The sequence below is a fragment of the Kitasatospora sp. NPDC051914 genome, from assembly GCF_040680995.1.
Classification (GTDB): Bacteria; Actinomycetota; Actinomycetes; order Streptomycetales; family Streptomycetaceae; genus Kitasatospora.
In genome coordinates this window covers 17903-31148 of the sequence record NZ_JBFAXX010000005.1, presented here as the reverse complement: position 1 = coordinate 31148, position 13246 = coordinate 17903, and the positions used below count along the sequence as shown (strand labels likewise).

Here is a 13246-nt window from a genome sequence, read left to right as displayed (position 1 = left end):
TAGGCCATCACTTGTGACTCAAATCACACCACTTGCCCGTGCCCTCACCTCGATGGACGATGGCAAATCCGGACGAATCGGGACATCTTCCCGCGTCGCTTCCGCCGCACCGGCCCACGGTCCTACGACCAGGGCCCGATTCCGCTCCACAGGGCCGCGGACTACCGTGCGGTACGTGCACACCTCCTCGCAACCCTCCCACGCCCGCACGGCCGGCCCCGACGAGTTCCGGTCCGCCCTCTCCCAGCTCGCCTCCGGGGTCGCCCTGGTGACGGCGAACGACCCCGAGGACGGCGAGGACGCGGGCATGACGGCGACCTCGTTCCTCTCGGTGTCGCTGGAGCCGCCGCTGGTGCTCATCTCGGTCCGCGAGGACTCCCGGATGGACGACGTGCTCACCCGCGCCGAGACCTGGGCGGTCTCCCTCCTCGCCGAGGAGCAGCGCACCGCGGCCTCGCGGTTCGCCATGAAGGGCCGGCTCAGCGACCGGCTGCTGTTCGCCGACACCCCGCACCGGCGCGGCGAGCACAGCGGCGCACCGCTGATCGACGGCGCCCTCGCCACCGTGGAGTGCCGCACCGAACAGCGCGTCCCCGCCGGGGACCACACGCTCGTCATCGGCCGCGTCCTGGAGGCCCGGGTGCAGGAACCCGGCGGACGGCCACTGCTGTACTTCCGCGGCGACTACCGCCGGCTCGCCTGACACCGCCCCCGGACGGACGGCCCGTCGGCCGACGGAACGTCAGTCGGCACCGCGGACGCGGCCCCTGCCCTGCTTCAGCTGGGCGCGGTGCCGCTTGTTCTCCAGACGGCGCTCGACCATGCCGCGGGTCGGCCGGGTCGCCCGGCGCGCCTTCGGCGGCGGAGCGGTGGCCTCCCCCAGCAGGGAGGCGAGGCGGGCCGCGGCCACCTCCCGGTTGCGCCACTGCGAGCGGTGCTCGGACGCCCGGACGACCAGCACCCGGCCGTCCACCAGACGGTTGGCCAGGCGCTCCAGGGCACGCTCCTTCCACACCGGAGGCAGCGCGGCCGACCCCGCCAGGTCGTAGCGCAGCTCGACCTGGGTGTCGGAGGTGTTGACGTGCTGGCCACCGGGGCCGGAAGAACGCGAGAAGCGCCAGACGAGCTCGGCGTCAGGGACGACCACCGACCCCCGTACGCGGATGGGCTCGGACATACCCCCCATCATCCCGCCCCGCCCCATCCCGGGTCACCCGGTTATCGGCCCGCCCCTTCCGGGCATCGGCTCACCCGTAGGGGGCGCGGTTCCCCGCGCCCCTGAGTGGCCGGCCCGGCGCCCTGAAAGGTCGCCCCGGCCGGTGGCGGAGAATGGGGGCGTGATCGAGCTCGGGTATTCCCTGTCCAACCGCTTTCCCGACCCGCCGCAGACCGACTACCGGGAGGCCCCCGTCCGCAGTCTGCGCCACGACCTGTTCTGCGGCGACGTCTACCTGGAGACGGACGGCGAGGCCGTGGAGACCCGCTGGGGCTGGGTGCCGGTGCTGGACTTCGCGTGGGCGCTGTGCGACATCGTCGAGCAGCTCGACCGCGACCCACAGGGCAGCCGCGCCGCCACCGTGCAGACCGCCGACCTCGACTTCACCCAGAACACCGAGCTGCTGCGCTTCGCCCGCCGCTTCGGCTGGGTGGAGATCACCGCCACCTGGCTGCGGGACGCCGAGCCGATCGTGGTCCGCCACGCGGACCTCCGCCGCGAGGCGCGGGACTTCCTGCAGGACGTGCTGGCCGATCTGACGGACCTGCACGAGGGCCTCGGCGACAATCCGAACATCTGGACGGTGCAGGGCCGTTTCCCCAGGGTCTGACACCCGGAGCCGCCCCGCGGCACGCCGCAGTGCGACGGTTCGTACGAGAAATTCGCTCCGGCCTGGAACCATGGCCCCCGCGACCAGCGTTCTCCCGAACAAAAGCGACCGAAGGGACACACACACCATGCCCGTGAGCCTCTCCAAGGGTGGCAACGTCTCGCTGACCAAGGAGGCCCCCGGTCTGAGCGCCGTCACCGTCGGCCTCGGCTGGGACGTCCGCACCACCACCGGCGCGGAGTTCGACCTCGACGCCAGCGCGATCGTGCTGAACAACGACGGCAAGGTGTACTCCGACCGTCACTTCGTCTTCTTCAACAACACCGCCACCCCGGACAACACGGTCGTCCACACCGGCGACAACCGGACGGGCGAGGGCGCCGGCGACGACGAGCAGATCAACGTCAACCTGGCCGGCCTGCCGGCCGACGTCACCCGGATCACCTTCCCGGTCTCCATCTACGACGCGGTCAGCCGCGGCCAGAGCTTCGGCCAGGTCCGCAACGCGTACATCCGCGTGCTCAACGCGGCCGGCGGCGCCGAGATCGCCCGCTACGACCTGTCCGAGGACGCAGCCACCGAGACCGCCATGATCTTCGGCGAGCTCTACCGCAGCGGCGCCGAGTGGAAGTTCCGCGCCATCGGCCAGGGCTACGCCTCCGGCCTGGTCGGCATCGCCCAGGACTTCGGCGTCAACGTCTGACGCTCTGCTCCGACGGGCCGTCAACGGCCTGCGCACCACGAACGGGCGATGCCCGGGACTCCTGCGGGAGTCCCGGGCATCGCCCGTTCGGCGTCTTCCGCCGCCCCGTCAGGAGCGGCCCGCCCGCAGCTCGGGGAGCTGCAGCATCTCGGTGTCCTCGTGCGGGGTCAGGTCGACCACCTCGGGCCGGCCGTGCTCGGCCTGCTCGGCGGGCTCGGACTGCAGCGGGGCGGGGGCGGGCTCGACCGGCCGTGCGGCGCTGTCGGCCGGGGCGGCGTAGCGGACGCTCTCCGCCAGCGCCTCGTCGCCCACCACGTCCGCCAGGTCGCCCACCGCGGGCGCCGGGGCGGCGGCCCGCAGCGCGGCGGCGGTGGCCGGGCGGCCGAAGAAGCTGAAGCTCATGCGCCCGACGGGCCGGGGCCGGACGGCCGGGACGACGGTGCCTGCGGCCTGCGTGCGCAGGACGGGTGCCGAGGACACCGGCTGCGGCTCGGTGGCGGGCTCCCGGGCGGTCGGCGCGGCGGGGACGGCCTGCGGCCGGGCGACCGGCACAGGCTGCGGCATCCGCGGGCGGAGCTCCAGCTGGGCCCGCGCCTCGCCCTCGCGGCGGCGCTCCTCGGCCTCCGCACCGCGGCGCTCCAGGTGGCGCAGCGCGGCTGCCGCGCGGACGTACGCGGCCGGGGTGACGGGGTGCTCGGGGCGGGCGGCGTCGAGCGCGCGCTGGGCCGCCTCGGCCTCGCGCATCGCCTGCTCGGCGACCATGACGGCGCGTTCGCGCAGCAGTCGGGCGATCTCGGTCTCGGCCTTGGCGAGGCGCGACTTCTCCGCCGTCAGCCGGCGCCCGAAGCGGGTGGCCCGCTCCTCGGCGACCTCGGCGGCGTACTCGGCCTCGGCGAGCTGTTCCTCGAAACGCTCCTCCAGGCGCAGCCGCCTGGTCGCGGCGAGCTGCAGCGCGGCGCGGGCGGCACGGTCGCGCTGGCGCAGCAGGAGGCCCAGGCCGACGGCCGCCACCACGGCGGCGACACCGACGGAACGCGCCACCACCGCATCGGGCGTGGCCACCAGTGCGGCCACCGCGGCGAGGACGAGAACGCCGGTGGCGACGGGAGGCACGGAACGGCCGAGGACGGAGGAATGACGGTGGCGTCCACGAGACATGCCAAGAAACTAGCGTGCGAATCGGGGCCCTGTCAGCCTCGCCACTCATTCGGCTCTTGACAGCCCGTCGGAAATACCCGGCGCTTCCGGGGCGTCACGGCCCGTTACCATGGCGGGCGTCCGACCGACCGTCAGAGCGAGGCGCCCGTGTCCCCCGGTTTCCGTGTGCATCCAGGCGAGTTGACCGCCGCCGGGCAGGCCGCCCGGCAGACCGCCGAACAGCTGCGCGGCGATGCCAGGGCGATGCTCGGCCCGGCCGACGCGGCCGCCGCCGCACTCCCCGGCTGGCGCACCGCCGAGGCGCTGCGCGCCTGCACCGACGCCTGGCACCGGGTGCTGGAGCGGCTGGCCGACGACCTCGGCACGATCGGCACGGACCTCGGGCGGACGGCCGACGGGTACACCGCCACCGAGGAGGCCGTCCGGCGCAGCCTCACCCCGGCGGGCTGAGGTGGACGCCCCCGCCCTCGCCGCGGCCCGCCCGGCCGAACTGCTGGCCGCCGCCGAGGCCTACGGCGCCCTGGCCGCCGCCCTGGACCGGCACCACGTCGCCTGGGCCCGGCGCACGGCGGACCGGGTGCGCGGCTCCGGCTGGCAGGGCCGGGCCGCCGGCCTCGCCGGAGCCGCGGTGGACCGGGCCGCGGGCCGGCTGCAGGCCGCCTGGATGGAGCTGACGCTCGTCCAGGAGACGCTGCGCCAGGCCGCGGAGGCGTTCCGGGTCGCCCAGGCGGCACAGCAGGGCGGCGACCCCGAGGGCGGGGTCGCACAGGCCGAGCGGGCCGATGCGGACGTCGCCGAGCGGCTGAACGCGCTGGCCGCGGCGGCCCGGGAGGGCGGGCTCACCCCGGCCGCGGCGATGGCCGGGATGGTCCGGCTGTCCGACCCCCGGGAGCCGCTGAACGCCCGGCTGCGGGCCCTGCTGCCGCCGCTCGGCGCGAGCCCGGCACAGGTCGCCGCCTGGTGGCGCGGCCTGCCGCCCGGCGCGCGGGCGGCCATGACCGAGGGCCGGCCCGAACTGGTCGGCGCCCTGGACGGGTTGCCGGCCCGCGACCGCGACCGTGCCAACCGGCTGCAGCTGGCCCGGCTGCTGGAGCACCCGGACACGCTGTCCGGTCCGCTGCGGGAGGCCCTGCGGGCGGTCGCGCAGAAGCTGGCCGCCGGCGACCCGGCGGGCGGCGACGTCCTGCTGCTCGCCCTCGGCGCCGAGGGGCAGGGCCGGGCCGTGCTGTCCTACGGGGACCCGGACACCGCGGACGACGTCGCGGTGTACGTGCCGGGCTTCGGCACCGGGCTGGCGAACGCGGGCGGCGGGGACGCCGACCGGGCGGAGCGCATCCGCAGCGCCGCCGAGCGCTGCGGCACCGGGCGGACGGCCGCCGCGATGGTCTGGCTCGGCTACGACGCCCCGCCCAACGAGGGGCTGAGCCTGCGCTCGGCGCAGGTCGCGGGGGACGCCAGGGCCAGGGCCGGTGCGGAGGACCTGAACCGCTTCCTGGGCGGGCTGCGGGCCGCCCGCCCGGAGGAGGCCGCGCACGTCACGGCGGTCGGCCACAGCTACGGCTCGCTGGTGGTCGGGCTCGCGGCGCGGCAGGACGGCGCCGGCGTGGACGACGTGGTCCTGGTCGGCAGCCCGGGTGCCGGGGTGGAGCGGGCCGACCAGCTCAGGGTGGGCAGCGGCCACGTGTACGTCGGGGTGGCCGACCACGACCCGGTGGGCCGGCTGCCGGACGGTGCGGACGTGGCCGGCGGGATGCTGCTGGGCGGGCTGCCGGTGGCGGTGGCCCGGCAGGCCTCGGGGCCGGACGAGCTGTGGTTCGGCCGCGACCCGGCGGACGCGGGCTTCGGCGCGCACCGCTTCGAGGTGGCCCCCGGCGACCGCGGGAACGCCTTCGCCAGCCACTCCGCCTACTTCGACACGGCGGCGGACGGCCCGTCGGCCTCCCTGGCGAACATCGGCCGGGTGGTCGCCGGCCGCGGCGCGGAGACCACCCCCGCCCCGCCCCGCTGAGCCGGACCGCGGCAGCGGTCAGCGCGGGGAGGGCTCTGCCGGGTGGCTCGGGCCGTCGTGGTCCTCGGGGAGCTTGCAGATGTGCTGCAGCCACAGGGCGGCGGCCATCACGGCGGCGCCGGCCAGGACCGCGAAGCCCGCGGTGACGGCCTGGGACTTGCGGGCCGAGATGTCGAGCTGGCCGAGCAGGAAGACGCCGGTGCCGGCGTAGATGCCGGTGACCACGGCGGAGACCAGGGCGCTGGCCTGGGCGAGCACCACGGCCCGCGCCGCGTGCAGCGGGTCGACGCCCTTGGCCCCGGGCTGCCGCTCGCGGACCGCCTTCAGCCGGGACCGCAGCGAGATCGCGGTGGCGAGCAGCACCACGGCGACGGCCGCGAGCACCACCGGCGCGGCGGCCGGCACGCCGGGGAGGCTGCCGAGGGAGCCCCACAGCTTGGCGCCGGACCAGGACAGCACCCCCGTCACGACGGTGATGCCGAGCAGCAGGCGGAGACGGATCGGCTTCACGCGGACGGTGTCCTTCCCGGCGGACGCGACGGACTGCTGTCCCTGACGGACCGTCGCTGGGTGGCGGTGACAGCCCACCGTACCGGGCCGCCAGGTGCCACCTGTACGGACGGCCCGGCCCCGGGGGAAGTTCCCCACCGGGCACCGGGCCGTACGGACGGTGTCACTCGGGCAGCCTCAGCTGCAGGTCGGCGCGGCGGCGGACGCCCTGGGCCTCCTCGCCGCCGAGCCCCTTGAGGAGGGCGGCGGCGGGGCCGTGGCCGGGCACCTCGGCGTCCGGGTCGGCGTCGAGCCAGGGGGCGAGCACGAAGGCGCGCTCGTGCGCGCGCGGGTGCGGCAGCAGCAGCTGCGGGTCGTCGCTGAGGACGCCCTCCACGGCGAGGATGTCGACGTCCAGGGTGCGCGGGCCCCAGCGGACCTCGCGGACCCGCCCGAAGGCGTCCTCGACGGCGTTCCCGCGCTCCAGCAGGGAGTGCGGGGGCAGGGTGGTGCGCAGCAGCACCACGGCGTTGAAGTAGGACGGCTGGTCCTCCGGGCCGCCGACGGCGTCCGTCTCGTACACCGCGGAGACGGCGGTGACGCGGATGCCGGGGGTGTCCGCGAGGGCGTCGATGGCGCCCTGCAGGGTCTCCAGGCGGTTGCCCAGGTTGGCGCCGAGGGCGATCGCGGCGGTGCGGACGGTCTGCAGCGTGGAGTCGGCCCTGTCGACCCGGCGCTCCAGGTCGAACGTGGTCGGCGAGGCGGTCGGGTCGCTGGTGCTCATCGGATTCCCTCTGCGGCTCGGGGGCGACGCGGCCGGCACGTCATGCGCGGCCCCGGTGGATGGTGACGGTCACATCGTCGAACGGGACGGTGATCGGGGCGTCCGGCTTGTGCACGGTGACCTCGACCTCCTGGACGGGCTCGTGCTTGAGGCACTGGTCGGCGATGCGCTGGGCGAGCGTCTCGATCAGGTCGACGGGGTCACCGGCGATCACCGCGGTGACCTCCTCGGCGATCACGCCGTAGTGCGCGGTCTTGGTCAGGTCGTCCCCGGCGGCGGCCGGCCGGGTGTCCAGGAACAGCACGAGGTCGACCACGAAGGTCTGGCCCTCGACGCGCTCCCGTTCGAAGACGCCGTGGTGGCCGCGGGCACGCAGGCCCCGCAGGGTGACGCGGTCCAGCAAACGAATCACTGCTCCCAGGAGAACGGCCCCGGCCGAGGACAGGGCGACGGCGGGCACCGTCGCCCGCCGTCCCTCGAATCTACCTCCGGGTACCCGGGGTGCCTGACCGTCTACCCGGCAGCACGGGGCGGCACGCACGCCGGATCGGCGATTGACGTGAACGTTTCGTGCCGTTCCGGCGACGGCCCGGCGACCGCTCTCCGGGTCAGTCCTCGTCCTCGTCGTCCGCGCTGGTCAGGACGGGTGAGCCGTGGTGCGACCAGAGCCGCCAGCCGTCCGCGGTGCGGCGGAAGAGGTTGGTGGAGACGACCTTCCCGCCGACCAGCGGGCCCAGTTCGCCCTCCTCCTCGGCCTCGCCCTCGGAGAGGATGTTCTCGGTGCAGGTGACGAGGGCCACATCGCCCTGCACCTCGCACTCGACGTCGGTCAGGAAGAACTGGATGTACTCCGTGTTCGCCATGATCAGCATGTACGAGCGGGTGACCTGTGCCCGCCCGCGCAGCACCGGCCAGCCGGGGTGGACGCAGACCACGCCGCCCTTGTCGTCGGCGTCCGATGCGCCCAGCCAGATGGACTCGACGGCCTCCAGGTCGCCGTTCTCCATCGCCTCGTAGAGTGCCTGGTTCACCGCCAGGACGGCCTCGCGGTCCACTTCCAGGGCCGCCGCCCGCTCGCCGCCGCTCATCGTGCCGCCTCCGCCCGGCGCATCCGCCTCGCCGTCGCCTCGCACTGTGCCTCCTGCCGGGCCTCTGCCACGCCTACCCCCTTCGGGCGGCCTGCTGCCAGGCCGCGACCACTCGTACGGCGTCCGCCGTGCCGGCCACGTCGTGCACCCGGACGGCCCAGGCGCCGGCCCGGGCCGCGAGCACCGAGACGGCCGCCGTGGCGTCGTCCCGCTGCCTGGCCGGGCGCAGCTCCCCGGTTTCCGGGTTGGCGAGCAGCGTACCCAGGAAGCGCTTGCGTGAAGCGGCGACGAGCACCGGGCGCCCGAGCGAGGTGAGCGCGTCGAGCCGGCCGAGCAGGGCCCAGTTGTGCTCGCTGGTCTTGGCGAAGCCGAGACCGGGGTCGAGGACGAGCTGTTCCTCCTTGACGCCGGCGGCCAGCAGGGCGGTCATCCGGGCGGTGAGCTCGGCGGTGACGTCGGCGACCACGTCGTCGTAGACGGCGAGGGAGTCCATGTCGGCGGACTGGCCGCGCCAGTGCATCACCACGAAGGGGGCGCCGGTGGCGGCGACGACCTCGGCCATCGCCGGGTCGGCGAGGCCGCCGGAGACGTCGTTGACCAGCCTGGCGCCGGCCGCCACGGCCTCGGCGGCGACGCGCGCCCGCATGGTGTCGACGGAGACGACCGCACCGGCGGCGGCGAGCTCGCGGACGACCGGGATGACCCGGCGCAGCTCCTCCTGCTCGGTGACCCGCTGGGCGCCCGGCCGGGTGGACTCCCCGCCGACGTCGATCAGGTCGGCTCCCTGCGCGGTCAGCCGGAGCCCGTGCGCCACCGCGGCGGCGGGATCGAGCCACAGGCCGCCGTCGGAGAAGGAGTCCGGGGTGACGTTGACCACCCCCATCACGGCACAGCGGTCGAGGGTCGGGAGGCCGGGCAGCGGGTTGTCCATGGGGCCATTATCGAGCCACCGCCGGGGTGGACCGGCTGCCGGACGCGCCTGCGGCGGGCACCGTGGGCCGGTGCCCGCCGCGGGCGGGTGGAGCGGGCCGCCGTGCGCGGCCGGGGGTCAGGCCGCCTCGGTCACCGAGGCGGGCCGGGCCAGGTCGGGCTCGGGCATGAGGCCCTGCCGCTGCTTCGGCCGGCCCAGGCGGGGCATGCCGAGCGTGATGAAGGCCTCGGCCTGCATCGCGGCGAAGCCGATCCGCGGGAGGTCGCGGGTCTGCTTGTAGACCAGGAAGCGGGGCTCCCACTCCGGCTGGAACTTGGCGTTGAACTTGTACAGCGACTCGATCTGGAACCAGCGGGAGAGGAACACCAGCAGGCCGCGCCAGGCGCGCAGCACCGGTCCTGCACCGATCCGCTCGCCGCGGGCGAGGGCGGAGCGGAACATCGCGAAGTTCAGCGAGACCCGGCGGACGCCCATGGCGGGCACCGCCTGCAGGGCGGCGACGATGAGCAGCTCGTTGAGGCCCGGGTCGGCCTCGCGGTCGCGGCGCATCAGCTCCAGCGAGATGCCGTCGGGGCCCCAGGGCACGAAGTGCAGCACGGCCTTGAGGTCGCTGCCGGGCGGGCCGGCCGGCTCGCCCTCCTCGGGTGCCTTGTGGGCGGTGACGACCACGCACGCGTCGTCGCCCTGGTCGCCGAAGCGGCCGAGCGCCATGGAGAAGCCGCGCTCGGTGTCGGTGCCGCGCCAGCGGCAGGCGGCGTCGGCGATCTGCCGCTTCTCCTCCAGGGTGAGCTCGCCGACCCGGCGGACCTGGCAGGAGTAGCCGTTGCGCTCGATCCGCTTCACCATCTGCCGGACGTTGCGCATGGCCCGGCCGGACAGCGAGAAGGTCGAGGTGTCGACGATCGCCTCGTCGCCGAGCTCCAGCGCGTCGAGGCCGGCCTCGCGCGTCCAGACCTCGCCGCCGACCTCACTGCAGCCCATCACGGCGGGCACCCAGGCGTGCTCGCGGGCCTCCGCCATGAACACCTTGATCGCGCCGGGCCAGGCCTCGACGTCGCCGACCGGGTCGCCGGAGGCGAGCATCACGCCGGACACCACGCGGTAGGAGATGGCGGCCTTGCCGGAGGGCGAGAAGAGCACGCTCTTGTCGCGGCGCAGCGCGAAGTAGCCGAGGGAGTCCCGCTTGCCGTGCCGGTCGAGCAGCTCGCGCACCCGGACCTCGTCCTCGGCGGTGAGCTCGGGCTCGGGCTTCTCCGGGCGCAACGCCAGGTAGCCGGTGGTGAAGGCGGTCAGCAGGCCGAGCGCGCCGAGCGAGTAGCCGACCAGGTCGGTGACGCGGTCGGAGCCGTACTGGATCGGGCCGTCGAAGCCGAACAGGCCGTAGAGGGTCTCCTCCAGGCGCTGCGTCATCGACGGGTCGCCGACCTCCGACTTGGGGTGGACGCTCACGATCAGCAGGCCGAGCAGGACGCTGAAGGCGCCCATGACGACCAGGTTGGCGACCGCGCGCCAGCGGGTGCGGGGGTCGGCCTTGGCGTAGAACTCGCGGCGGTGCACCAGGATCACGGCGAACAGCACGAGCGAGATCACCGCGGGGACGGTCTGGTGCCAGCGCAGCAGGTGCAGGGCGGCGCCGACCGGCAGCAGGACGCAGACCGCGCGCCAGGCCCGCCGCTTGCGGCGGCGCAGGGCGTGGGCGAGCAGCACCAGCAGCACGCCGACCATCAGCGTGCCGGCCGCGGCGAGGGTGGTGGTCGCGCCGGGCAGCTGGCCGGCGAAGGTGTGCATCCGGGTGTGGCGCAGTCTCGGGAAGACCGCGCTGCAGATGTCGAGCAGGCCGATCAGCAGGCACGCGTAGCCGACCACGCCCGGGAGCCAGGCGCGGGGGACCGCCGCGGCCTGGGTGCGCAGCGTCTGCAGCCCGCTGCGGCGGGGCTGCTCGGTCGACGGCTCAACGGACACGGGAACGCTCATGGAAGCTCAGCGTAGGGGCCGATCCGGCTCGTCCTGTCACTCCGAAGTAGGAGTTGTGATGGACCTTCATGCCTATTCCTTGATCGGGCAATCCGCCGGTCGGAAGGGCCTGCCGGCGGGTGTGCCGGACGGGCGCCTCCGGGCCGGGGGGGAGCCTGGGGACGGGTGGGTCCGCCGCCGGACGGACCGGTGTGGGACCGGGCGGCCGGAGGGCGGGGCGGTAGCGGGTGACGGCTCACGGGCGCCGTCGCAACGGGACGGTGGTTCACGCACTACACAGGGTGGACGCCGCATTCTAGGGCCTCGGTTGCAGCCGGATCGGCTCCCCCGCCAGGGCGGGAATCCGACGCCCGGTCAGGCTATCCCCGGTGGCCCCGGGCCGTGGGCGAACGGACGATGAACCCTGGCCCACCCCCCGCCGGATGGAAGGCTCCGCCATGGAACTGACCAGCAGGTCGCTGGTGTACTCGCTGATCGCGACGGCGGCCGTGGCCCTGGTCGCCACCCTCTGGCTGTGGCCCCGGCTGGCCCGCCAGCGTCCGCTGCCGATGCTCGGGCGGCTGGGCCTGCTGACGGTGGTTCAGGCGTCGGTGCTGGGGGTGCTGGCCCTGGCGGTCAACAACTCGTACAGCTTCTACACCTCGTGGAACGACCTGCTGCACCCCGGCGGGGCGGCGCTGGCGCTGACCAGCTCGGAGCACGCCAAGGGGGCGGCGCCGGACTCCGGGAAGCTCGTCGAGGCAACCTCCGAGGGCGGCCTGGAGACGGTGAAGGACGTGCTGCCGGACGGGAAGCCGGAGGAAGTCGGGCGGGTCGACTCGGTGAAGGTGACGGGCACCGAGTCCGGGCTGTCCGACCAGGTCTTCGTCTACCTGCCACCGGAGTACTTCGTCCCCAAGTACGCACGCGAACGGTTCCCGGTGATGCTGGCGATCGGCGGGTATCCGGGGCCCTCGCTGCACCTGGTGGAAGGGCTGCGGGTGCCGCAGACGGTGTCGGAGCTGGAGCGGGCGGGCCGGATGTCGCCGACGATCGTGGTGATGGCCCGCCCGACGGTGACGCCGCCGCGGAACACCGAGTGCGTGGACGTGGCCGGCGGCGGGCCGCGCTCGGAGACCTGGTTCGCCAAGGACCTGCCGGCCGCGATCCGCTCGGCGTACCGGGCGAGCCACTCGGCCGGCTCCTGGGGGGTGCTCGGCTACTCCACCGGCGGGAGCTGCGCGCTGCGACTGGCGATGCGCAACCCGGAGTCCTTCCCGAACGCGGCCGGTCTGCATGCGGACTACCAGGTGCCGAACGACCGCTGGACGGACGGCGACCTCTTCCACGGCGACGCCCAGACCGCCTCGCAGTCCGACCTGAACTGGCGGTTGAAGAACCTGCCGGCCCCGCACGCGGCCCTGCTGCTGATCAGCACCAGGACGGAGGACAACTACCAGGCGACCCAGCAGTTCCTGGCCGCCGCCCAGCAGGTCTCGGCGAACAATCCGCAGTTCACCGCGGACTCGCTCTTCCTGGACGACGGCGGCCACAGCTTCGAGACCTGGCGGCGGGAGCTACCGGCGGCGCTGGAGTGGATGAGCGACCACCTGGCCCCGCCGCCGGACCGCGAGCCCCGGCAGTAGCCCCGCGGGGCTACCTGGCGGCGATCAGGCTCATCGCCTCGGCGCGGGTGGCCGGGTCGCGCAGCTGGCCGCGGACGGCCGAGGTGAGCGTCTTGGCGCCGGGCTTGCGGATGCCGCGCATGGACATGCACATGTGCTCGCACTCGATGACGACGATCGCACCGCGGGGTTCCAGGATTCGCATCAGCGCGTCGGCGACCTGGCTGGTCAGCCGCTCCTGGACCTGGGGCCGGCGGGCGTACACGTCGACCAGGCGGGCGAGCTTCGACAGGCCGGTGATCTTGCCGCTGGTGGACGGGATGTAGCCGACGTGCGCCACGCCGCGGAACGGCACCAGGTGGTGCTCGCAGGTGGAGAACACCTCGATGTCCTTGACCAGCACCATCTCGTCGTGGCCGATGTCGAAGGTCGTGGTCAGCACGTCCTCCGGCTCCTGCCAGAGCCCGGCGAATATCTCCTTGTAGGCGCGCGCCACCCGGGCCGGCGTCTCCAGCAGACCCTCGCGGTCCGGGTCCTCTCCGACGGCGAGGAGCAGCTCGCGGACGGCGTCCTCCGCACGCTTCTGGTCGAAGTGCCCGACGGCGGTCTCGCCTTCGAGAGTCACCGGGTCGATCATGCGGGCCTCGCTTGCCTGTAGGTGTCCGATGGCGGGCACACGGG

At 74.5% G+C, this 13246-nt stretch carries 15 protein-coding genes; 6 read left to right on the top strand and 9 right to left on the bottom strand.

The window, feature by feature from the left end:
• Nucleotides 1-175: 175 nt before the first annotated feature.
• Nucleotides 176-703: a flavin reductase family protein gene (locus AB0M03_RS05295; protein ID WP_363488623.1), complete on the top strand. Its 528-nt coding sequence runs from the start codon at nucleotides 176-178 to the stop codon at nucleotides 701-703.
• A 39-nt stretch (nucleotides 704-742) separates the two neighbouring features.
• On the opposite strand, the gene arfB is transcribed toward AB0M03_RS05295, so the two are convergent.
• Complete coding sequence (arfB, locus tag AB0M03_RS05290; protein WP_363488621.1) at nucleotides 743-1186, bottom strand: alternative ribosome rescue aminoacyl-tRNA hydrolase ArfB; 444 nt, start codon at nucleotides 1184-1186, stop codon at nucleotides 743-745.
• Nucleotides 1187-1337: 151 nt separating this feature from the next.
• Here arfB and AB0M03_RS05285 point away from each other — a divergent pair, with 151 nt between their 5' ends.
• Entirely contained in the window at nucleotides 1338-1826 is a 489-nt protein-coding gene (locus AB0M03_RS05285) for a hypothetical protein (RefSeq protein WP_363488619.1), read from the top strand.
• Between the two features lie 127 nt (nucleotides 1827-1953).
• Complete coding sequence (locus AB0M03_RS05280) at nucleotides 1954-2529, top strand: TerD family protein (protein ID WP_363488617.1); 576 nt, start codon at nucleotides 1954-1956, stop codon at nucleotides 2527-2529.
• A 108-nt stretch (nucleotides 2530-2637) separates the two neighbouring features.
• Here AB0M03_RS05280 and AB0M03_RS05275 read toward each other — a convergent pair whose 3' ends face one another.
• Nucleotides 2638-3687, bottom strand: a complete 1050-nt coding sequence (locus tag AB0M03_RS05275; RefSeq protein ID WP_363488615.1) for a hypothetical protein — start codon at nucleotides 3685-3687, stop codon at nucleotides 2638-2640.
• Nucleotides 3688-3834: 147 nt separating this feature from the next.
• Between AB0M03_RS05275 and AB0M03_RS05270 the strand changes: the two genes are divergently transcribed.
• Together AB0M03_RS05270 and AB0M03_RS05265 are read left to right on the top strand one after the other, a co-directional pair.
• A complete protein-coding gene (locus AB0M03_RS05270; protein WP_363488613.1) occupies nucleotides 3835-4137 on the top strand; it encodes a type VII secretion target in 303 nt (100 codons plus the stop codon).
• Between the two features lies 1 nt (nucleotide 4138).
• Nucleotides 4139-5695, top strand: a complete 1557-nt coding sequence (locus AB0M03_RS05265; RefSeq protein WP_363488611.1) for an alpha/beta hydrolase — start codon at nucleotides 4139-4141, stop codon at nucleotides 5693-5695.
• 18 nt (nucleotides 5696-5713) lie between these two features.
• Here AB0M03_RS05265 and AB0M03_RS05260 read toward each other — a convergent pair whose 3' ends face one another.
• The 6 genes from AB0M03_RS05260 to AB0M03_RS05235 all read right to left on the bottom strand — a co-directional run bounded on the left by AB0M03_RS05260 (nucleotide 5714) and on the right by AB0M03_RS05235 (nucleotide 10961).
• Nucleotides 5714-6205: a DUF3180 domain-containing protein gene (locus tag AB0M03_RS05260; protein WP_363488609.1), complete on the bottom strand. Its 492-nt coding sequence runs from the start codon at nucleotides 6203-6205 to the stop codon at nucleotides 5714-5716.
• A gap of 163 nt (nucleotides 6206-6368) precedes the next feature.
• Nucleotides 6369-6968 (bottom strand): 2-amino-4-hydroxy-6-hydroxymethyldihydropteridine diphosphokinase, encoded by a 600-nt coding sequence (gene folK, locus AB0M03_RS05255; protein ID WP_363488607.1) that lies wholly within the window; start codon nucleotides 6966-6968, stop codon nucleotides 6369-6371.
• Nucleotides 6969-7008: 40 nt separating this feature from the next.
• On the bottom strand, nucleotides 7009-7368 hold the full coding sequence (folB, locus tag AB0M03_RS05250; protein WP_363488857.1) for a dihydroneopterin aldolase: 360 nt from the start codon (nucleotides 7366-7368) through the stop codon (nucleotides 7009-7011).
• Nucleotides 7369-7576: 208 nt separating this feature from the next.
• On the bottom strand, nucleotides 7577-8056 hold the full coding sequence (locus AB0M03_RS05245; RefSeq protein ID WP_363488855.1) for a nuclear transport factor 2 family protein: 480 nt from the start codon (nucleotides 8054-8056) through the stop codon (nucleotides 7577-7579).
• Nucleotides 8057-8129: 73 nt separating this feature from the next.
• Nucleotides 8130-8987 carry a dihydropteroate synthase gene (gene folP / locus AB0M03_RS05240; protein WP_363488605.1) on the bottom strand — a complete coding sequence of 286 codons (858 nt, stop codon included), beginning with the start codon at nucleotides 8985-8987 and terminating at the stop codon, nucleotides 8130-8132.
• A 117-nt stretch (nucleotides 8988-9104) separates the two neighbouring features.
• Entirely contained in the window at nucleotides 9105-10961 is a 1857-nt protein-coding gene (locus AB0M03_RS05235; RefSeq protein WP_363488603.1) for a phosphatidylglycerol lysyltransferase domain-containing protein, read from the bottom strand.
• 437 nt (nucleotides 10962-11398) lie between these two features.
• On the opposite strand from AB0M03_RS05235, the gene AB0M03_RS05230 reads away from it, so the two are divergent.
• Nucleotides 11399-12586 carry an alpha/beta hydrolase-fold protein gene (locus AB0M03_RS05230; RefSeq protein WP_363488601.1) on the top strand — a complete coding sequence of 396 codons (1188 nt, stop codon included), beginning with the start codon at nucleotides 11399-11401 and terminating at the stop codon, nucleotides 12584-12586.
• A gap of 10 nt (nucleotides 12587-12596) precedes the next feature.
• Here the strand turns inward: AB0M03_RS05230 and folE are convergent, their stop codons facing one another.
• Nucleotides 12597-13202: a GTP cyclohydrolase I FolE gene (folE, locus tag AB0M03_RS05225; RefSeq protein WP_363488599.1), complete on the bottom strand. Its 606-nt coding sequence runs from the start codon at nucleotides 13200-13202 to the stop codon at nucleotides 12597-12599.
• Nucleotides 13203-13246: the final 44 nt, after the last annotated feature.